The sequence below is a fragment of the Pseudomonas grandcourensis genome (assembly GCF_039909015.1).
GTDB lineage: Bacteria > Pseudomonadota > Gammaproteobacteria > Pseudomonadales > Pseudomonadaceae > Aquipseudomonas > Aquipseudomonas grandcourensis.
Map to the genome: position 1 here is coordinate 4,817,575 of NZ_CP150919.1, position 21,466 is coordinate 4,839,040.

Here is a 21,466-nt window from a genome sequence, read left to right on the forward strand (position 1 = left end):
ATCAAGCCTGATCGCGCAGCAACAGCCTGCGGATCGGTGGCTCTATCCAGTCCAGAGACACCAGCAATACTAGTGCAGTGGTCAGGTTGAAGATCAGGTGCGCCCAGGCCACTGCCATCCCCGGGTCGCCGGCAAACTCGACCATGGCCTGGGAGAACTGCGGCAGAAAGGGGAAAAACACGATGGCGCCGGCGATGTTGAACAGGCCGTTGGCAATGGCGGTGGCACGGGCTACCGCGCTCATGCCGACACTGGCCAGCAACGCGGTCGACGTCGACCCGACGTTGGCCCCGATCACGATAGGGATCGCCGCCTCGGCAGGCAGCACGCCTTGCTGGGCCAGCAAGATGGCGACGCCGCTGGTCACGCTGCTCGACTGCACGATGGCGGTGAACACCATCCCGGTCAAAATGCCCAGCCATGGCGCCTGGGCAAGGGAGATCCACTCGATGAATACCGGCTGCGCCTGGAGCGGCTTGAGTTCGGTCGAGATGAGATCGAGCGCGAAAAATATAAGCCCGAAATAAAACACCGACTTACCGACGACACTCACATGCCTGGGCAGCGCCGAAAGCAGCGCGCCAAGAACAATGAAGAAGGGGCCGATACTCGTCAGCTTCAGCGACACCAGCCAGGCCGTCGCGGTCGTCCCGACATTGGCGCCCAGCAACACCCCAAGGCTGGCACGGAACGAAATGGCCGACGCATCGACCAGCACCGTTGTCAGCGATGTGACGGCACTGCTCGATTGCATGGCCGCGGTGGCCAGCGCACCGACGGCAAAACCACTCCAGCGACTGGCCGTCACCCGCCCAAGCCAGGCCTGCAACGCATCGCCACCGATGGCCCGCAACTCCCGGCTGAAGCCTTGCAGACCGTAGATAAACAGGATGATTGCGGAAACCGCAGCGAACACCCATTGCAGGCCGCTCATCGGCACCGCCCAGAACACTGATTCATCCGTTTTCCCTTACGATTGACTGCGGTTTTTCCGGCATCAAGCCTGATGGGGGTCGACCTTGCGATCGTGCGCGTCGGCCCTGAGTTGCTCGGTATCGACGCGGACAAACGTGGAGTCCCCGACAGCGGTCAGCACATCCCCGGCGAAGACCTCGCAAATGACCCGACTTTTGCGCCCGACCTCGCCCTCGACTCTTGCACGCAGTGTCAGGGGGACACCCATCGGGGTGGGCTTGATGTACTTGATGCCCAGGTTACCGGTGACGCATGTAACGTGAGGCAGGCTGCCGACCTCGCGCTGTTCTGCCCGGTAGTGATAAGCCATCGCCGCCCAGTTGGAGTGACAATCGACCAGCATCGCGATCAAACCGCCGTAAACCAGCCCCGGCCAGCCGCAGTACTTGTCCTCCGGCATATGCTGCGCCATGACATGCACCCCGTCTTCATGCCAGAAGCTCTTGATGTGCAGCCCGTGCGGGTTCTGGCTGCCGCAGCCATAACAAACGCCTTCAGGCGCGGCGATGTCTTGAAGCGAGGTGTCCTGCGTGGTCATGCCGTGTCCATCCTTAATACTGGGTGGTTCAAAGCGGACCGGGTCGCCCTGGTCCGCACCGCCTGATCAATACTGGCAGAAGCGAATCCGATTGCCGAACGGGTCGTAGACTTGCAGCTCCTTGCCCCAGCCCTGCTGAACAATATCCGGGCGTCCGTAGCCGTAGCGCTTGCCCTGCAATTCATCCCTGAGCAATTCGATATTTTGCATGGGCACGAATACCGTCGAGCCCGGGCTGGCATCGCCGTGGTGCTCGGAAAGATGCAGTTGCAGCCCGTCGCGACTGATGCCCAGGTACAGCGGCAAATCCGCCTCGAAACGATGTTCGAACTCGACGCTAAAGCCAAGGAAATCCAGATAGAACTCCCGCGCCTTGGCTTCGTCGAAACTGCGCAAAATGGGGATGGGTTTATCGAAGGTAATGCTCGGCGCTGGCGGGGTGTTGGCCTGGGCAAGCATCACCGACGCGGTGTTCCAGTCCTTGTAGCCCAGTTGCTTCGCGACCAGTTCCAGCGCGGTGGAATGGGTCACCGCTTGATTGCGTTCCTCCAGCGAGGCGCGCAACTGTTTGGCCATTTGCTTGGCCTGCTCGATTGAAAACATGACTGCTCCTGTAGCCGAGATGCTTTGGTGCTCGCATTACCAAACCTCGACCGTCAAGAGAGGCGACAGGGTTTGTAGAAGGAGGAGACGCTTTCACCTTTCCCAACGGGAGCGAGCGGCGGGCAGCATCGGGCCGAAGCCGATAATACATAGCCGCTGCCGAGTTATGAAGTGGGCTTCACATGTGTCGCGTAATCATCCTGGATCGGCTGGAACCCGCAGCGCAGGTAAAAGGCAGCGCCCTCGGGTGTGTCCGTGGACAGTCGCACAACGCGAAAATGCTCACACGCCAACTCCAGCAGTTGCTGCACCAACGCTTTGCCCACGTTCTGGCCCCTTGATGCACGTGCGACGTATACCCGCCGTAATCTTCCTGTGTCTGGCCCGGCAAATGGATCGCACGAGAGCCCGCCAATGGCTATCAGTCGCCCGTTACGGAAAGCCCCCAAAAGGCACTCTCCTGCCTGATCGAATCGATTGGCACCACGTTCCCATTCCTCGGTCAACCGGGAGAGGAACCTGAAGCCTTCTGCAACGGCCTCCGTTTCCAACTCCCGGATTTGCGGCGTAATCCCTGAGATTTTAAATATCGCGAATGGGTCCGTTGACGTGACCACTTGCAGGTTACTGCCAGACTTATCTGCGTGGTTCGCTTCGCGCCCGGCTTTCAAGACTCACTCTCGGTAGCGTTTACGGGTGTGCACAGCTCAACCAGCGTTCCGTCAGGGCAACGAACGTAAGACACGGTTTGCCCCCAGGGCTTGGTAGTCGGAGCAGCGATTTCGCTAGCGCCTGCTCGGATCGCGTTGGCATGCGCCACCGGGACATCCTCGGTCACCAGACCGACTTCGACGCCTAATGGTTTGAGGGATGAGTGCGCCGGGACATGACCGGTGCTGAAGTTCGATGCGGCCAGTTCATCGGCGGCGAATGCCAGCGCGGTTTCGCCGGTTTCCAGTTCGCCATAGGTGCCGGACTCATGGAGGAACCGAACGCTGAGCCCGAAGGCCGATGAGAAGAACTTGAGAGAGGCCTCTACATCCTTGACGTAGATGATCAGGTAGCCAAATTTCATGAACGAACATTCCTTGTCGTGCCAATCGATCGGTGAATCTAGCAGTTTTGAGTGAAGTGTCGAGGGACACCAAACCGAAAACCCATCAGGTGTTTCCCGTTTATTCGTTCGAAACACAACGAGGGCAGGAATCAGATCGTCGCTGACAAACACCACTCAGCAGTGCTTGTTTAAGCGCTCTGTAGGTTACTTCATGAAAGCCACAATGCCTTGCGCCGTTGCCTACAGGTACGCCAGAATCCGCCGGCTTGTGCGCCTTGGGGGGTGTCGGTAACTTGGTTCGGGTCACTGATTGTCAGTGATCGGGTTTAGTAGCCCGTCTTACCATCCAAAATCGGTTGCATAAGCGTCCTTCAATCAGGTGTCCGCCTGCATTTGATGGTGGCTGTGTGCATGGCGCCTTCGGGTGCGCCGGATTTGGGTGGTAATCCGGTCTACTAACTTGCGCACAGCCGCCACCCTTCCGTTTAGTAGCGAGACAGGTTGCGGCTCAACTGAGAGGTTTACCATCCATGTTCAAGCCCACACCCAATCCGCCGGAATCCGATCCGGCCTCCCCGTACGAAAGCCCCGATTCAAAACAATTCCACGAAGCGGCCGAGCGCGCGCTCAATCACTACCTCAACCCGGGCGCCAACATCATGGCCACCCCGCGCACACCCAGCACGATGTTTATCGTCAACCCAGAACTCAGTACCGAAACCCTGCTGGTGCATGCCTGCGAATCGCTGGCGTCGGCCAATGTCATGGCAAACGATCTGGTGGATCATCTGGAGGGGACAAGCCGCAATGCGCTGCTGGGGATTGCGCAGGTGATCATGCTGGGGGAACTGGCGGTGAATCGGGCGCTGGATCGGCTTGATCCGCCCTGACCACAATCTCCAGATCACCGATAGACCTGTAGGAGCGAGCCTGCTCGCGATGGCGGTGGGTCAGACACATCAATGTTGAATGTGCTGTCGCTATCGCGAGCAGGCTCGCTCCTACAGGGGGTCGGCGTCGCTGATCACTACGCCATACGTCAGGCCAGACTCTCGCCAATCTGCGCCGCCAGTTGCACCAGCATCCCCGGCACCTCCTGAACCATTTCGCCCATGCGCGCAAAGTCGTGGGTCATGCCGGCCTTGACCCCCAGCACCAAGGGTTGCCCCGCCGCGCGCAGTTTCTCGGCCCAGGCCAGGCCTTCATCGAGCAACGGATCGTACTCGGCCAGCCACAGCACCGTCGGCGTCAGCCCTTGCACGCGTTCGGCGTACAGTGGCGAAAAACGCCAGTCGGCGCGGTCGGCCTCGCTGCGTTGGTATTGCTGGTAGAACCACTCCAGCGTGGTGGCTTCCAGCAGATAGCCTTCGGCGAATCGCGCAAGGGACGGACGCTTTTTTACCGCGTCGATCACCGGGTACAGCAACACTTGCAGGCGCGGCACCAGCGGCCAGCCCAATGGGTCCTGGGCAATAGCGATGCTCAGCGATGCCACCAGGCTGCCGCCGACGCTGTCCCCCGCCAGCGCAATGCGCCTGGCGTCCAGCCCCAACGCCTTGGCTCCGGTGATGGCCAGCCAACGGGTGATGTCTTCGGCATCGTTGTAAGCGGTGGGAAAACGGTGTTCCGGCGCCAGGCGATAATCCGCCGACAACACGGCAAACTCCCCCGCCAGCGCCAGACGCCGGCACAGGGTGTCGTGGGAATCGAGGCTGCCCACCACGTAGCCGCCGCCATGGAAGTACAGCAACACCGGGCGCGGCTCACTGCCGGGTTGCGGTTTGGCGTACAGCCGCGCGTTGAGCACATGCCCGTCGCGCGCGGGAATGTTGACCGCCGTCACCGTCAACGCGCCCGTTGGCGCCGCGTCGAGCAACTGCGAAGTCTGTTCGAACTGCTGCCGCGCTTCTCCGGGGCTCAGCTCATGCATGGGTTGGCTTTTGCCGCTTAGGCGGCCGAACTCGGCCAGCTCTAGAAATCCTTCGATGTCCGGGTGCAGTGCCATGGGCGGTAGTCTCCAAAAATAAAAAGCTCGCCCAATAAACGAACCGTGGGGGGCGTTCATTAGGGCGAGCTCAAGAACTTCTGAAGCGAATGAAAATCTGTGGCCAGGATTACTTACCTGTGGCGAGGGGGCTTGCCCCCGTTCGGCTGCGAAGCAGTCGTAAACCCGAACAATGCGGTATGCCTGAATAACCGAGGTGACTGGTTTTGGGGCCGCTTCGCAGCCCAACGGGGGCAAGCCCCCTCGCCACAGGTAAGTGGGCCTGACCACGAATGAACGGTTTAGATCTGCGGCACCAGCTCCCGACCCAGCGCCGCCACCACGGCGTCCAGGCACTCATCCTGCTGCAGGATATCGAAGTGGCCGGCCATCACCGTTTGCACCTTGCGCAACCGTGGTTGCTGACGCTCCAGGGTCGCGCGTTCGGTCGTCGGGTTGCCGTCGGCCCACCAGCAATGCAGTTCGGCCTGCGTAATTGGCAATGTTTCGACCTGCCGCGACAGCGCCTTCAAGCGCGTGCTGACCATGAACGTCTGGGCCAACTCATCGGCACCGAGCAATGCGTAACCGCTGGTCTGATCGCTTTCGCTGTCGATCACCGCGCGAATGATCCGCGCCACGCCTTCGTGGTCCCCTGACCTCTCGGCATTCAATGCCTGGGCGATCACCACTCCATCCATGCCCAAGGTTGCACCCAGGAACTCGGCCAAATCCGCGCGCCACTCATCCGGGCTGGCAACGGCATTGGCCTGGGTCGGCACAAAGCTGTCCACCAGACCGACGAATGCCACACGCTGGCCCTGCTGTTCGAACAAGTCACTCACCATCAACGCCAACGCCCCGCCCAGCGACCAGCCCAGCACGTGGTACGGCCCCTGGGGTTGCCGCGCGCGGATCGCCTCGACGTAGTCGGCGGCCATCTGCGCCAGCGAGGTGTCGTGCCACTGCCGGTCGAGCAGCATCCGGCATTGCACGCCGTACACCGTGCGCTCGCCCTCCAGGCGCCGGGCCAGTGGCTCGTAATCGAACACCGTACCGAAACCGGCGTGCAGGCAGAACAGCGGCGGCTGATCGCCTACCACCTGATTGAGCAGCAACAGCGGTTGCGGACTCTGTCGCAGCGGCGCCTCATCGACACCGGACAACCCGGCAATCGTCGGCTTGGCCATCATGTCCCGCAGCTTGAGCTGGAAGCCAGGCTCATTCAGGGCGCGGACTTTCGAGATCACCTTGAGCGTGCGCAGCGAATCACCGCCCAACTCGAAGAAGTTGTCGGTAATGCCGACTTTCTCGATGCCCAGCACCTGCTGCCAGATCTCCGCCAATGCCCATTCCAGCGGCGTGCGCGGGGCCACGTAGTCGCGGCCGGTGAAGGCCGGATCCGGCAAGGCCTTGCGGTCGAGCTTGCCGTTGGGGGTCAGCGGGAAGCGCGGCAGTACCACGACCTGCGTCGGCACCATGTAGTCGGGCAGGCTCTCGCGCAATGCCGCCTGGTACCGCGGGCCGAGGCCATCGTCTTGCGCTGCTACCACATAACCCACCAATTGCGGCCCCTGACCGTTGTCACGCACCACCACCAGCGCATCGTTGACCCCGGCCTGCTCGCGCAAGCGGGCTTCGATTTCGCCCAGTTCGATGCGGAAGCCGCGCACCTTGACCTGATGGTCGATGCGCCCGACGTAATCGAACACGCCATCCTCGCGACGGCGCACCAGGTCGCCGGTGCGGTACAGGCGCCCGCCCTCGGTGCTGAACGGGTCGGCGACGAAGCGCTCGGCGCTCTGCCACGGATGACGATGGTAGCCGCGTGCGACACCCCGTCCGCCGATGTACAACTCGCCGACCATGCCCACCGGCAGCGGGTTGAGGTCCATGTCCAGCACGTGCAGGCTGCGGGTTCCGACGCGTTGGCCAATGGGCGCGTACATCGCCTGGCAGTGGCCGTCGGCGGCGATTTTCCACAGCAGCGGCGTGACCACGGTTTCCGTCGGGCCGTAGCCGTTGACCAGGAATTGCGGCCTGAGTGTGTGCTTGACCCGTTCGAAGGTGGCGTCCGGCACCGCATCGCCACCGAAGCAATAGATGCGCACCGGCGGCGGATCACCGCCCTGCAACTCGGCGTGCTCGGCCAGTTGCAGCAGGTACGCCGGCGGGAAGCAGGCGACGCTGATGCGCTGGCGGTGCAGCACCTCCAGGGTCTGCTCGGCGGTCCACAAGGTGTTGTCGCGGATCACCAGGGTCGAGCCGCTGATCAGCGCGGTGATCCAGCGTTCATGGGCACCATCGAAGGCGAACGACATGAAATGCAGTTCGCGATTGTCCGGGTCCATCTCGTACAGCTCGGCGATGGCTTGTACGTGCATGCTCAGCGGCCCGTGGGCCACGGCGACGCTTTTCGGCTTGCCGGTGGAGCCCGAGGTGTAGATCAGGTAGGCCAGTTGCTCGGCGTGCACCGCGCGTTGCGGTGCCGGCACCTCGAGGTCGAGGTTCAGGCGATCCACCGCGACCATCGCCGTGCCCGGATTGAGTTGCGCACTATCGCGCAGCCGCTCCTGGGTCAGCAACAGGCGCATGTCGCTGTCGGCCATCATGTAGCGCAGGCGTTCCTGCGGGTATTGCGGGTCCAGCGGTACGTAGACGGCGCCGCACTTCATCACTGCCAGCAGCGACACCACCAGCTCCAGCGAGCGCTCCATGAACACGCCGATCACGTCTTCGGCCTGCACGCCCTGTTCCAGCAGATGCACCGCCAGGGCATCGGAGCGCCGGTCCAGTTCGGCGTAGCTCAACTGCTCGGCGTCGCGCTCGGCATAACTGAGCACCAGCGCCGTGTGATCCGGTTGCAGTCGTGCACGCTGACGGATCAGTTCGTGCACCGGCGTCTCGTCACCCTCGGCCACCACCGGCAGTTCGCCGTCCAGCGCCCGGCCTTCGTCCAGGGTCAGCAGGCCCAGCTCACCGACGGCGCGCCCGGCGTCGTCGCACAGGCGCTGCATCAGGCTCTCCATGTGGCCGCGCAGGACTTCGACCGTGGTCAGGTCGAACTGATCGCGCTGGTGCATGTACTCGATGCGCAGCCCTTCGTCGAGGCTGACCATCAGGTCCATGGCGAAGCTGGTCAGGCCGAAATCGGAGACGTCCTCGAAGCGCAGGGAGTCGCCGTTCCACTCGCGCAGGGTGCGGTCCACCGGTTGGTTTTCGAACACGATGATGCTGTCGAACAACGACTGCCCGCCCTGCCCTGCCCAGCGCTGGATATCGCTGAGCGGGGTTTGCTGGAAGTCGCGGATGTCGAGGTTATAAGCCTGGATCTCCCGCAGCCAGTCGCCGACGCTGGCTTCGGTCGGCACCGTGTTGACCACCGGCAAGGTATTGATGAACAGCCCGAGCATGTTCTCCGAGCCGTTGAGGGTTTCCGGGCGCCCGGAAACCGTGGCGCCGAAAGTTACGGTGCGCTGGCCGGTATAGCGCTGCAACAGCAGCAGCCACGCGGCTTGCACCAGGGTGTTGAGGGTTACTTGCTGTTGCTGGGCAAAGGCCTGCAAACCCGCGGTCTGCTGTGCACTCAGGTGCGTGTAGATCGCGTGATAACCGGCTTGCGGCGTCTTGGCCGGCAAGGCGCGGGCCAGGTGGGTGGCGCCTTCCAGATTGCTCAGTTTGCCTTTCCAGAAAACCTCGCTGGCCTCGGCGACTTGCTGGCCGAGCCAGTCGATGTAGTCGCGATACGCCGCCACCGGCTCGTGCTCCTCACCGCTGTAATGGCGCAGCACTTCACCGATCAGACGCGACACGCTCCAGCCGTCCATGAGGATGTGGTGGTAGGTCCAGATCAGGCGATAGCGGTCGTCTTCCAGACGTACCAGCAACAGGCGCAACAAGGGTGCGCGGTTCAGCGAGAAGCCGCGTTCGCGCTCTTCGAGGGCCAGTTGGCGTACACGCTCAGGCTGATTATCCAGGCCACGCCAGTCCAGTTCGGTCAGCAGCGAAGGCGCATCGCGCAGCACCACTTGCAGCGGTTCCTTGTCGCCTTCCCAGAGGAATGCGGTGCGCAGAATCCCGTGACGTTGGGCAGCATCGGCCCAGGCTTCGCGGAAACGCGCGCCATCAACGCCGCGCACACCCACTTCGATCTGGTTGACGTACAACCCCGAGTCACCGTCCTGCACCGAGTGGAACAGCATGCCCTGCTGCATCGGTGACAGCGGATAAACATCCTCGACTTCGTCTGCCGTCAATTCCAGCGCCTGACATTGCGCGTCACTCAGTTCGATTTTTGCTGCCGGTGCAACCACCGTCGGCACGGCTTGATCCGCCGTGAACGGTTGAGCAACCGTCGCCAGTTCGGCGATGGTCGGGTGGCTGAACACGTGCTTGGGGGAAATGCTCAACCCGGCCTTGCGTGCGCGGCTGACGGCCTGGATCGAGACGATGGAGTCGCCGCCCAGTTCGAAGAAGTTGTCCTGCATGCCAATCTGCGGCACTTCGAACAACGCCTGCCACACCGCTTGCAGCGTCGCTTCCACGGCATTGCGCGGCGCGATGTATTCGCGCACTTGCTGATCCGGTTGCGGCAATGCGCGGCGGTCGAGCTTGCCGTTGGGCGTCACCGGCAACTGATCGAGCAGCAGCACGTGGCTCGGCTGCATGTGCTCGGGTAGCGCGTTGCGCAGGTGTTGCTTGAGGGGATCGAGTGAGGCATCACCCACGACGTAAGCCACCAGTTGCCTGGACTTGCCAATGTCGAGGGCGACCACCACCGCCTCGCGCACCGACGGATGCTCCAGCAGGCAGGCTTCGATTTCCCCGAGCTCGATGCGCAAGCCACGGATCTTCACTTGATGGTCGATGCGCCCGACGTATTCGATCACGCCGTCCTCGCGGTAACGCGCCAGGTCGCCGGTGCGGTACAGGCGCTCGCCCCCCTCACCGAATGGGCTGGCGACGAAACGCTCGGCGGTCAGGTCCGCACGATTGTGATAACCACGGGCCAGGCCGATGCCGCCCAGGTACAGCTCACCGACGCAACCCTGCACTTGCGGTTGCAGGCTGTCGTCGAGGATGTAGGTCACCAGGTTGGCAATCGGATAACCGATCGGCACGCTGAAGCCACCGTCGTCGACACAGGTCCAGTGGGTCACGTCGATGGCCGCTTCGGTCGGGCCGTACAGGTTGTACAGGCCGACGTTGGGCAGCACGCGGAACAGGCTGTGCTGCAAGTCCGCCGACAAGGCTTCGCCGCTGCACAGGATCTGCCGCAGGCTGGCGCAACGCTCGAAGCCTTCGCCCTGGACAAACGCCTGCAACATCGACGGCACGAAATGCAGGGTGCTGACCTGGTACTGCTCGATCAGGCCGACCAGTTGCGCCGGATCGCGATGGGCGCCCGGTTCGGCCACGGCCAGGCGTGCACCGGTCATCAATGGCCAGAAGTACTCCCAGACCGACACGTCGAAACTGAACGGGGTTTTCTGCAACACTGTGTCGCGCCCGTCCAGTGGGTACGCGTCCTGCATCCACGCCAAGCGGTTGTACAAGGCGTCGTGTCGGTTGGCCGCGCCCTTGGGTTTACCCGTGGAGCCGGAGGTGTAGATCATGTAGGCCAGCGATTGCAGTTCGACCACGCAGGGCAGGTTTTCTTCGCTCAGGCCTTCGAGCAACGGCGCCATGTCGTCCAGGCAGATCGCGGTGGTGGCGGCTGGAATCGGCAACTGCTGGAGCAGATGACGCTGGGTCAACAGCAGGTTTACACCGCTGTCTTCGAACATGTGTTCCAGGCGTTCGCGCGGATAGTCCGGGTCCAGCGGCACGTAGGCGCCACCGGCTTTCATGATCGCCAACAGACCGATCACCAGGTCCAGCGAACGCTCGGCGGCAATGCCCACCAGCACTTCGGCGCCGACGCCCTGGCTGCGCAGGTAGTGCGCCAGCCGGTTGGCCTGTTGGTTGAGCTCGCGATAGCTGAGGGTCTGGCCGGCAAACACCAGGGCCGGGGCCTCCGGGGTTTGCAGCACCTGGGCTTCGAAGCACTGGTAGACCGGACGCACGTCCGGCCAGGTCTGCGCGGTGCGGTTGAAGCCTTCGACCTGCTGCGCCGTTTGTACGGCATCGAGCAGGCTCAAGCGCCCCAATGCCTGCTGCGGCGCACGGACCATGGCATCGAGCAACGCCAACAGACGTGCGCTCAAGCCTTCGATGGCTTCGGCGCTGAACAGCGCCGTGTCGTAGTTGAAACGCAAATCAAGGCATTCACCCAGCTCGGCGGCGATGGCCAGGGGGAAGCTGGTCTGGTCGTGGTTGCTGATGCCGGAGAACTTCAGCGCGCTGGCGTTACCCTCCTCCAGCGCTTGCGCCACCGGATAGTTTTCGAATACCAGCAGAGTGTCGAACAGCGCTTCGCCGGAATGACCGGCCCAGCGCTGCACATCCGCCAGCGGCGTGTATTCGACTTCGCGCAACCTGAGGTTGAGTGCCTGGACTTCATCGATCCATTGGCTGACGGTGCGCTCGGGGTGCGGTGTGGCGATCACCGGCAAGGTGTTGATGAACAGACCGATCTGCTGCTCGATCCCCTGCAACTCACTCGGACGCCCCGACACCGTGGCGCCGAACGCCACCGTCTGCTGCCCGGTGTAGCGCTGCAACAGCAACAGCCACGCCGCTTGCAGCAGGGTGTTGGGCGTGACGCGGGCCTGACGGGCAAAGCCGCTCAGGCGCTCGGTGGCCGCGCGGTCCAGGCTCAGGTGCAGGGTGCGATGAGCATCGCCCTGCCCTGCGACCGGCCCCGGCAAGGCGCCGGCCAGTCGCGTCGGCTCGGCGAACGACTGCAATTGCTCCAGCCAGAACGCTTCGCACGCGGCGCGATCACGGGTGCCCAGCCAGGTCATGTAATCGCGATAACGACCGACACCAGGCGCGGGCATGATTCCGCAATACCGCTGCAGCACTTCGCCGAACAACTGCGAAGTGCTCCAGCCGTCCAGCAGGATGTGGTGGTTGGTGAAGATCAGGTGATGAGTGTCGCTGCTGGTCTGCACCAAGGTCAGGCGCAGCAACGGCGCCGCCGTCAGGTCGAAGCCGCGCAAACGGTCGTCCTCGGCCAGGCGATCCAGCGCTTCGGTCACCTTGGTTTGATCGCGCCAGTCGAGCACGGTCAGCGGCAGCGTGGCGTCGGCCAGGATCACTTGCAGCGGCCGCGAACCATTGCTTTCGCTGAAGAACGCCGCGCGCAGCACTTCATGGCGCTGCAGCGTCTGTTGCCAGGCATCGCCGAACGCCTCGACGTCGAGCCCCTGCACGTCCACGCGCATCTGCGGCACGTAGGCCCCGGCATCCGGGGCGAACAGGCTGTGGAACAACATGCCTTGCTGCATCGGCGACAGCGGCAGGATGTCTTCGATCTGGCTGGCCGCCAGCGGCAATGCATCCAGTTGCGCCTGATCGACATGCACCAGCGGCACGTCGCTCGGGGTCAACCCGCCGGCACCGCTCAGGCAATGTTCGATCAGCTGTTGCAGTTCCAAGGCGTAGGCATCGGCCAGACGCTGCACGGTCTGCGGCTTGAACACTTCACCGCTGAAGGTCCAGCTCAGGCGCAGTTGCCCGGCGTAGACCTGGCCGTTGATGCTCAGGCCCCGGTCCAGTTCGGCCGATGCGCCTTGCTCGGCGCCACCATTTTCCCGGGCCGGGCGCCACGGCGCCTGCTCGTCGAAACTGGCGTCGAACTGGCCCATGTAGTTGAAGGTGACCTGCGGCGACGGCAGATCCTCAAGGCCGGCGTCGGCCAGATAACGCAGGATGCCGAAGCCGATGCCTTTGTCGGGCACGGCGCGCAGCTGTTCCTTGACCGCTTTGATGCTGCCGGCCAGATCAGTGGCCGGGGTGAGTTTCACCGGGAAAATCGAGGTGAACCAGCCCAGGGTGCGGGTCAGGTCGATGTCGTCGAACAGGTCTTCGCGGCCATGGCCTTCCAATTTCACCAGGGTCGACGATTGGCCGGTCCATTGGCCCAATACCCGCGCCAGCGCCGTCAGCAACAGGTCGTTGACCTGGGTGCGGTACGCCGCCGGGGCGTCCTGCAGTAGTTGGCGGGTCAAGGTGCTGTCGAGCACGGTTTCCACGCTGACGGCATGCTGGCTGGCCAGGCTGCCTTCGGGGTTGTCGGCGGGCAGTTCAACTTGCACGTCGCGGTACTGGCCTTGCCAGTAACTGGCCTGGCTGGCCAACCCGGCACTTTGCGCATGGGATTGCAGGCGAGCGGCCCAGGCCTGATAGGCACTGGTTTTCGATGGCAGACGCAAGGGTTGAACTTGCTGCGCCTGCTGGTAAGCCGTTTGCAAATCTTCCAGCAGCAATCGCCAGGACACGCCGTCCACCGCCAGGTGATGCACCACCAGCAGCAAGCGTTGACCTGCGGCACCCATGTCCACCAACAAGGCGCGCAACAGCGGGCCGTCCTGCAGATTCAGGCTGGCTTGCGCGGCGTTGCACAGTTCAAGCAGTTCATCGGTATTGGCGGCCTGGCGCTGCCACAGCACCTCGGCGCTGTTCCACTGCTCGGCTTGGGTCTGTTGCCAGACGCCGTCGACATTACGCAACCGCAGGCGCAATGCATCGTGATGCTCCACCAATGCGGCCAAGGCCTGTTGCAGGCTGGCGCTGTCCAGCGGCTCGCGCAGTTCCAGCAGCAGCGACTGGTTCCAGTGATGACGGGCCTCGATGTGTTGCTCGAAGAACCAGTGCTGGATCGGCGTCAGCAGCACCTCGCCACGCACCGGTCCCTGATCGATCACCAGCCCTGCACTGCGTAAAGCGACCTTCGCCAGGCTCTGCACGGTCTGGTGCTGGAACAGGTCCCGCGGGGTGATGCGAATGCCGGCCTGACGCGCGCGGCTGACCACCTGGATCGAGATGATCGAGTCGCCGCCCAGTTCGAAGAAGTTGTCGTCGATGCCTACGCGCTCGAGCTTGAGCACGTCTTGCCAGATCGCCGCCAACTCGGTTTGCAGCGCATCAATCGGTGCCGTGTACGCCTGCTGGGCCAGCGCTGCGTCAGGCTTGGGCAATGCAGCGCGATCCAGTTTTCCGTTGCCGGTCAGCGGCCATTGGTCGAGTTTGATCAGGTGCGCCGGCACCATGTAATCCGGCAAACCGGCCTGCAAATGCTCGCGCAGGGACTGGCGCAAATCGCTGTCGTCGCCGGTCGCGGTGAACCACGCCACCAGTTGCGGGCTGCCATTGACCTCGGGCGCCAGCACCAGCGCTTGCTCGATGGCCGGATGGCTTTGCAGGCGATCCTGGATTTCCCCCAGTTCGATGCGGAAACCACGGATCTTCACCTGATGGTCGATACGCCCGGCGTATTCGATGCTGCCATCGGCGCAATACCGCGCCAGATCGCCGGTGCGATACAGGCGCGCGCCCGATTCGGCGGCGAACAGGTCCGGCACAAACCGCGTGGCGGTCAGGTCGGCACGCTGGTGATAGCCGCGAGCAAGGCCGGCACCGCCGACGTACAACTCACCGACGCAACCCTTGGCCACCGGGTTCAGGCGCGGGTCGAGCACGTACCAGCGCAGATCGGCGATCGGCTCCCCCAGCGGCGAGCTGTTGGCGCCGTCGAGGTCGGCGCGGGACAGCGGTCGGTAGGTCACGTGCACCGTGGTTTCGGTGATGCCGTACATGTTGATCAGCAGCGGCTGCCGGTCATCGAAGGCGTCATACCACGGACGCAGGCTGGCCACGTCCAGTGCCTCGCCGCCGAACACCACGCAGCGCAGGGCCATGTTTTGCGCGTTGGCACAGGCGAACGGCATCAACTGGCGGAAGGCCGAGGGCGTCTGGTTGAGCACGGTGACGCGCTCGTCACGAAGCAAGCGAGCGAAGTCTTCCGGAGAGCGGCTGACCGCGTGGGGCACCACCACCAGCTTGCCGCCGTAGAACAACGCACCAAAGATTTCCCACACGGAAAAGTCGAAGGCATAGGAGTGGAACAGGCTCCAGACATCGTCAGCGTTGAATCCGAACCAATGTTCCGTGGCACTGAACAGGCGCGTCAGGTTGCTGTGGGGCAGCAGCGTGCCTTTCGGTTTGCCGGTGGAACCGGAGGTGTAGATGACGTAGGCCAGGTTCGCTGGCGTGGTCAGGTTCGGCAGGTTGTCGGCACTGGCCTCGGACAGCCAGTCACCAGCGTGATCGAGGCAGATCACTTCAATGCCTTCGCTCAACGGCAGGCACGGCAACAGCGTGGAATCGGTCAGCAACAGGCGCGTGCCGCTGTCGGCGAGCAGGTAGGCCAGGCGGTCCTGCGGATATTCCGGGTCCAGCGGCACGTAGGCGCCACCGGCCTTGAGGATCGCCAGCAGGCTGACGATCATCTCCAGCGAACGCTCCAGGGCGATGCCCACCAACACGTCGGGGCCCACACCACGCTCGCGCAGGCGATGGGCGATGCGGTTGGCGCGGCGGTTCAGGTCGGCGTAAGTGAGGGTGACGCCGTCGCAGGTCACGGCGATGTTGTTCGGGTGCGCGGCGGCCTGGGCTTCGATCAATTGATGGGCGCACAACCGGTTCGGTTGATCGCTGTTCAACCTCGCAGTGCGATTCCAGTCGTGCAAGGTAGCTTGCTGCTCGGCGGCGTCGAGCATGCACAGGTCGGCCAGGGCAACCGTGCTGTCAGTGCAAATCGCCTGCAACAGGTTCAGCCAGTGCCGGCCGAGGCGCTCAATGGTCGAGGCGTCGAACAGTTCGGTGGCGTAGACGAACGACGCGTGGATACCCTCGTCGCCCTCGACGGTGTCGAGCATCAAATCGAACTTGGTGGTTTTCTCATCCCAGATCAGCGGTTCGACGCTCAGCCCCGGCAAGTCCCAGCGTTGTTGGCCGCCACTGTCACGCTGGTGGTTGAACATCACCTGGAACAGCGGCGTGTGGCTCAGGCTGCGCTCCACCCCCAGGCCATCGACCAGTTGCTCGAACGGCAGGTCCTGATGGGCCTGTGCGCCGAGGGCCGCGGCCTTGATCTCGGCCAGCAATTGTCCAAACGGCTGGTCGGCCCGTGGCTGGCTGCGCAGCACCTGGGTGTTGACGAAAAAGCCCAGCAGGTTTTCCACGTCCTGGCGGGTGCGGTTGGCAATCGGCACGCCGACGCGAATGTCCTGTTCGCCGCTGTAGCGGTGCAGCAACGTCTGCAATGCCGCCATCAGCAGCATGAACAAGGTGCAGCCTTCGCGGCGGGCAAGGTCCCGCAGTCGAGCGGTCAACGCAGTGGAGATTTCCAGCTCGACACTGGCGCCCTGCTGACTTGGAATGGCCGGGCGACGACGGTCGGTTGGCAGGTTCAAAGGCGGATGTTCGCTGCCCAACTGCTCGCGCCAGTAATCGAGCTGGCGCTCGGCCTCGCCGGCCTCCAGCCACAGGCGCTGCCAGCGGGCGAAGTCGGCGTACTGAATGCCCAGCTCCGGCAACTGCGGGGCCTGCCCGACACTGAACTGCGCATAGAGCCGGGTGAACTCCTGCAACAGGATCGGCAATGAGCCGCCGTCGGTGACGATGTGGTGGAAGGTCAGCACCAGCACATGTTGCTGCGCATCGAGGCGGATCAAACGGCAGCGCATCAACGGGCCGTGTTGCAGGTCGAACGGCTGCTCGGCGTTGAGGGTGATCTGCCGTTGCAGTTCGGCCTCGTCGCCAACGCTGACTTCGACCAGCGGCGCATCCATCCGTGGGTGAATCTTTTGCAGCACTTGCTGCTCATCGAAAACGAAGGTGGTGCGCAGCACTTCGTGACGCTGCACCAGCGCGCTCAGGGTTTGCGCCAGCGCCTCAGGGTTGAGCTCGCCGTTCAGGCGGAAGGCACCGGTCAGGTTGTAGGCCGTGGCCTGGGGCTGCATCTGCCAGAGGAACCACAAGCGCTGCTGCGCGTAGGACGCCGGCAGCGTGTCGACATCGCGGTCCCGTGGCGGGATCGGCAGCAGTTCCAGGGTCAGCCCCTGGGCGTGCATCTTCTGTTGCAACGCACGCCGGGCGTCCGCGCTCAAGCCGCAGAAACGCTGGGCCAGGGTCATCATTCTGTCCGGTGCAGCACTCATTGCGCGTGTTCCTCATCCACTTCGTCGAACAACGCTTCGAGGGCGTCTACATCGTTTTCTTTATGTTCACTGTGCTGACGGAACTGCTCGATCTGCGCCGCCAGTCGTTCCAGGGTGTCACCGTCGAAAAACAGCTTGAGCGGGATCGCCAGGTTCAGCTCTTCCTGAATCCGCGCACGAATGCGCGTGGCCAGCAGCGAGTGCCCGCCGAGTTCGAAGAAGTTGTCGTGCACGCCGACGCGCTCCACGTGCAGCGCTTCGGCCCAGATCGCCGCCAGGGTGTTTTCCAGGTCGTTGCGCGGCGCGACAAAGACGCTGCGGCGCACATCGAGATCGAGCAAGGCCTGACGATTGAGTTTGCCGTTGGGCATCAGCGGGAAACGCTCCAGCACCTGCAAGCGCGCCGGTTGCATGTGCTCGGGCAGCACTTCGGCCAGATGGCTGCGCAATTCGTTGAGGCGGATGTCGGCGGTATCGGCCGGGGACACCACGAAGCCCAGCAGTTGCGGGCCGGTCGGGGTTTCCCGGGAAATCACGGCGGCGTCTTCTATGCCCGGCGCATTGCGCATGGCCGACTCGATTTCCCCCAGCTCAATGCGGAAGCCGCGGATTTTTACCTGATGATCGACCCGGCCCAGATACTCCAGCACGCCATCGGCGCGATAACGCGCCAGGTCACCGGTGCGGTACAGGCGCTGACCCGCCGCCTTCGTGAACAAGTCGGGGACAAAACGCTCGGCCGTCAGCGTGGCCCGTTGTAGATAACCCCGGGCAATGCCGGCCCCGCCGACATACAACTCGCCTTCGACGCCAACGGCCACCGGTTGCAGGTCCGGGCCGAGTACGTGGATGCGCATGCCGGCAATCGGCTGGCCGATCGGCACGTTGTCGTCATTCTGACCAAGAGGCAGTTCCCAGGCCGAACACCACACGGTGCCTTCGGTCGGGCCGTATTCGTTGACCAGCGCCACCCCCGGCAATGCCTCGCGATGTCGCTGCACCAGTGCGTTGCTGCAGGCTTCGCCGGCGACGATCACACAGACCAGCGCCTGTTGGTCGAGGTGTTCGAGAATCTGCGCGTGGTAGGACGGCAGGGTCAGGTAGTGGGAAATCTCTTCGCGCTGGATCAACTCAGCCAGTCGGGCCGGATCCTTGTAGCTGTCTTCGTCCGGCAGGCACAGGGTCGCGCCCTGCCCCAGCGCCCAGAAAACCCCGGCCACCGAGCTGTCGAAGGAGAACGACGAGAGCATCAGGAATGCCCGCAGCGGCTGGCGATAGAAAGCGTTGCGCGCCAGGGTCGAAGCCACGGCGCTGGCATGGCTGATCATCACGCCCTTGGGTTTGCCGGTGGAACCGGAGGTGTAGATGACGTAGGCCAGATTGGCGCTGTCGCCCTGTGGCTCAGGCCGGGCTTGCGCGGCGGACCAGACTTCGGCCCCCGGCATCAGGGACATTGTCCGCTCACTGCGTAATGCATCCGGCAGCGCCTGGCAGGCCAGCACATGGCGCGCGCCGGTATCGGCGAGCATGAACGCCAGACGTTCGATCGGGTAGTTCGGGTCCAGCGGCAAGTACGCAGCGCCAGCCTTGAGCGTGCCCAACAACGCGATGACCATTTCCAGGGAGCGCTGGCCGTAGACCGCCACGATCTGGTCCGGCGCCACGCCTTGGGTGCGCAGGGTATTGGCCACCTGATTGGAGCGCGTATCCAGCTCCGCGTAGGTCAGGCGCTGGCCGTTGACACTCACGGCGATGCGTTGCGGATGCAGGCATGCCTGTTCGCTGAACAGTTCTTGCAGGAAGCGGCACGGTAATGCCTGCTCGGTGGCGTTCGGGTTGAAGCCTTCGATCAGGCGAGTCCGTTGCGCGTCATTGACCAGACTGGCCTGAGCCAGGGCCAGCTCGGGCGACGCCAGCAATTGGCGGCTGAACTCGACAAACTGCTCCAGCCATTCAACCAGCATCGATTCAGGCAGCGCACCGTCAAGACACGACAACTGCAACTGATCGCCCTGCACCCGCAGGCGCAGAACTTCTGGGTTACCGTCGTCCACCTCGATAGCGCTTTCATTGGCGACCTGATAGACAAAGCCGTAACGCAGCGGCGCGGTGCCTTCGGCGCTCAGTTCGAATTCATTGAGGCAATCGAGCCACGACAGCGACTGTTCGACGCTGGCGGCAAACGCCACCTGCGCTTGCGCCAGGGTCTGCTGGCTGCGGTGCTCGAAGGCCACCGACACACGCCGGGCGAAGCGTCCGAGGGTGGCGATGGTCTGCTCGTTGCGTCCCTCCACCTGCCAGCCCATCAGCAGCTTTTCCTGATGGCCGATGCGCGCAACGAAGGCGGTCCACAGCAAAAGCGCCAGTTGCTCTGCCTCAACGCCCGTTTCGGCAGCGACCCGTTGCACGCCAGCCAGCCATGGGGCGTCAATCATCGTTGCCTGATCACGAACCAGCGTGACATCGACGGCTTTTTCGAACGGCAAGCGATGGGCCACGGCGAACTGCTGTTGCAGGTTGCGCCAGAACGCCGCGCCCTGGTGGCCGATGTCTTCTTCGCGCAGTTCTTCCTGCCATGCGCTGTAGTCCAGGTATTGCAGCGCCTCCTCGTCGTCGCTCAGGGTTTCACCACGCAACAGCCCGCCCAGTTCACTCGCCAGCACCCGCAACGAGGCCTCGTCGAAGCTGCATGCTGGGGCCAGCAGGGTGATGAAAGTCTGCCCTGCTCCGTCTTCAACTTGCGCCACCACCAGCGCCTGATTCGAATCTTCCACCATGGCTTCACGGCTGCGGCTCAAGGCCTCGGCCACCGAAGGCTGGTTGCCCAGCAGAGTGAGCGGCAACCCAGCGCACAGGCTTTGCACCGGCCACTTCATGCCCGGCAGGCGGCGGTACAGCGTGCGCAGGATTTCATGGCGCTGACCGAGGGTTTCCAGTGCCCGGCGCAACGCCCGGGCGTCCACTGGCCTGGCGACCGGCAACGTCAGCGCGGCGAACAGCGGCCGTGTGCCCAGCTCCTGGGCACGCAAATAAAAGGCCTGCTGGGCCGAAGTCTGGAATACGTCTACCGAAGGTTCGAGGGCGGTGGTGTTCATGTCGGGTGTCCTTATTCCTGATCCAGGTCGGCGCTTTTCTGCGCGATGGCCATGGCCGTGAGGATTTTTCTGTAGCCGGTGAATTCGTTGCGCGCATGCACGCTGAGGATGTTGTCGAGCAGGACCACGTCGCCCTTCTCCCAGGCGAACTCGACCATCACCTCGCGGTAGATGCCTTGCAGGTGGCGAATCACATCGTCGGGAATCGGCGAGCCGTCGCCGAAGAAGGTGTTTTGCGGCAGGTCCTGCGGGCCGAATTCACGCAGCAGGTTTTCGCGGATGCTGTCCGGCAGGGTCAGTGCGTTGAAGAAGGTGCCGTGGTTGAACCAGATGCGCTCGCCGGTCAGTGGATGACGCACGATGGCCGGGCCGTTCTGCCGGGTGCGCAGACGATTGCCGGATTTCCATTCCGCCTGGATGCCGATCTTGGCGCAGTAAGCTTCGACTTCTGCGCGGTCCTCGCTCTGGAACACGGTCTGCCATGGCAGACCCATGCCGTCGCCGTAGTTGCGCACGTACATGATGCGTTTGCGGGCAAACTCCTCGCGCACTGCCGGGTCGATCCGCGCGAGGATCCGGCGCGTATCGCCGAACGGCGTTTCGCCGCCGGTGGCCGACGGGGTGTCGCAGTAGAAATACAGGTGACGCGGGAACACCGGCGAATACGAGTGTTCGTTGTGCGGGAAGATTTTCTCCGGCGCCGGGTAATCGGTGGAGCTATAGATCTTGAACTGGCCGCTGATCTGGGTCCGTGGCGAGGCGCGGAACAGGTACTCCAGGGCACCGCCGGAAATCCCGTCGACGCAGCGGTTGAACTCGCCGATATCGGCCACCTGGAAGCCACGGAACAGGATCACCGCGTGTTCCAGCAGCTTGCTTTCGATCAGCGCGCGATTCTGGGTCGCCCATTCCACCAGGCTCACGCCGGACACGGCCGGACGGCACACCAGCGGCATGCTGAGGCCTTCGAACATCGGCGCAAAACTCACCAGCCGCGTCGGATCGGTGGAAAGGCTTTTGCGGGCACCACGGCCCATCCTGGGCATGGACTTGGTCGTTGAAACGGTCATAAACCCCTCCAGAAAATGATGACGGCGGCGCTCGATG

At 63.4% G+C, this 21,466-nt stretch carries 10 protein-coding genes; 1 reads left to right on the plus strand and 9 read right to left on the minus strand.

The features are described 5' to 3' along the window. Position 1 precedes the first annotated feature (1 nt). The 5 genes from AABM52_RS21530 to AABM52_RS21550 all read right to left on the minus strand — a co-directional run bounded on the left by AABM52_RS21530 (position 2) and on the right by AABM52_RS21550 (position 3,191). On the minus strand, positions 2 to 934 hold the full coding sequence (locus AABM52_RS21530) for a Na/Pi symporter (protein WP_347907797.1): 933 nt from the start codon (positions 932 to 934) through the stop codon (positions 2 to 4). A 63-nt stretch (positions 935 to 997) separates the two neighbouring features. Beyond that, on the minus strand, positions 998 to 1,513 hold the full coding sequence (locus AABM52_RS21535; protein ID WP_347907799.1) for a PaaI family thioesterase: 516 nt from the start codon (positions 1,511 to 1,513) through the stop codon (positions 998 to 1,000). A 66-nt stretch (positions 1,514 to 1,579) separates the two neighbouring features. After that, the gene (locus AABM52_RS21540; RefSeq protein WP_347907801.1) at positions 1,580 to 2,116 is read right to left on the minus strand and encodes a glyoxalase superfamily protein; all 537 of its coding nucleotides are present in this window, start codon (positions 2,114 to 2,116) and stop codon (positions 1,580 to 1,582) included. 164 nt (positions 2,117 to 2,280) lie between these two features. Then, the gene (locus AABM52_RS21545; RefSeq protein WP_347912666.1) at positions 2,281 to 2,733 is read right to left on the minus strand and encodes a GNAT family N-acetyltransferase; all 453 of its coding nucleotides are present in this window, start codon (positions 2,731 to 2,733) and stop codon (positions 2,281 to 2,283) included. A 50-nt stretch (positions 2,734 to 2,783) separates the two neighbouring features. Continuing rightward, a complete protein-coding gene (locus tag AABM52_RS21550) occupies positions 2,784 to 3,191 on the minus strand; it encodes a VOC family protein (RefSeq protein WP_347907802.1) in 408 nt (135 codons plus the stop codon). A gap of 512 nt (positions 3,192 to 3,703) precedes the next feature. Here AABM52_RS21550 and AABM52_RS21555 point away from each other — a divergent pair. Then, entirely contained in the window at positions 3,704 to 4,063 is a 360-nt protein-coding gene (locus AABM52_RS21555; RefSeq protein ID WP_347907804.1) for a DUF6124 family protein, read from the plus strand. 149 nt (positions 4,064 to 4,212) lie between these two features. Here the strand turns inward: AABM52_RS21555 and AABM52_RS21560 are convergent, their stop codons facing one another. From AABM52_RS21560 to AABM52_RS21575, 4 genes are all read right to left on the minus strand, one after another. Further along, positions 4,213 to 5,178, minus strand: a complete 966-nt coding sequence (locus AABM52_RS21560) for an alpha/beta hydrolase (protein ID WP_347907805.1) — start codon at positions 5,176 to 5,178, stop codon at positions 4,213 to 4,215. A 281-nt stretch (positions 5,179 to 5,459) separates the two neighbouring features. Next, entirely contained in the window at positions 5,460 to 17,264 is an 11,805-nt protein-coding gene (locus AABM52_RS21565; protein WP_347907807.1) for an amino acid adenylation domain-containing protein, read from the minus strand. Then, positions 17,261 to 20,359 carry an amino acid adenylation domain-containing protein gene (locus AABM52_RS21570; RefSeq protein WP_347907808.1) on the minus strand — a complete coding sequence of 1,033 codons (3,099 nt, stop codon included), beginning with the start codon at positions 20,357 to 20,359 and terminating at the stop codon, positions 17,261 to 17,263. Before AABM52_RS21570 ends, AABM52_RS21565 begins: the two co-directional genes overlap by 4 nt. 11 nt (positions 20,360 to 20,370) lie before the next feature. Beyond that, positions 20,371 to 21,429, minus strand: coding sequence for a TauD/TfdA family dioxygenase (locus AABM52_RS21575; protein ID WP_347907810.1), 1,059 nt, complete (start codon positions 21,427 to 21,429; stop codon positions 20,371 to 20,373). Positions 21,430 to 21,466: the final 37 nt, after the last annotated feature.

Excerpts from the sequence above, each read along its gene's own strand:
- AABM52_RS21530 (WP_347907797.1), bottom strand. The coding sequence starts at position 934 with ATGAGCGGCCTGCAATGGGTGTTCGCTGCGGTTTCCGCAATCATCCTG.
- AABM52_RS21535 (WP_347907799.1), bottom strand. The coding sequence starts at position 1,513 with ATGACCACGCAGGACACCTCGCTTCAAGACATCGCCGCGCCTGAAGGC.
- AABM52_RS21540 (WP_347907801.1), bottom strand. The coding sequence starts at position 2,116 with ATGTTTTCAATCGAGCAGGCCAAGCAAATGGCCAAACAGTTGCGCGCC.
- AABM52_RS21550 (WP_347907802.1), bottom strand. The coding sequence starts at position 3,191 with ATGAAATTTGGCTACCTGATCATCTACGTCAAGGATGTAGAGGCCTCT.
- AABM52_RS21555 (WP_347907804.1), top strand. The coding sequence starts at position 3,704 with ATGTTCAAGCCCACACCCAATCCGCCGGAATCCGATCCGGCCTCCCCG.
- AABM52_RS21560 (WP_347907805.1), bottom strand. The coding sequence starts at position 5,178 with ATGGCACTGCACCCGGACATCGAAGGATTTCTAGAGCTGGCCGAGTTC.
- AABM52_RS21565 (WP_347907807.1), bottom strand. The coding sequence starts at position 17,264 with ATGAGTGCTGCACCGGACAGAATGATGACCCTGGCCCAGCGTTTCTGC.
- AABM52_RS21570 (WP_347907808.1), bottom strand. The coding sequence starts at position 20,359 with ATGAACACCACCGCCCTCGAACCTTCGGTAGACGTATTCCAGACTTCG.
- AABM52_RS21575 (WP_347907810.1), bottom strand. The coding sequence starts at position 21,429 with ATGACCGTTTCAACGACCAAGTCCATGCCCAGGATGGGCCGTGGTGCC.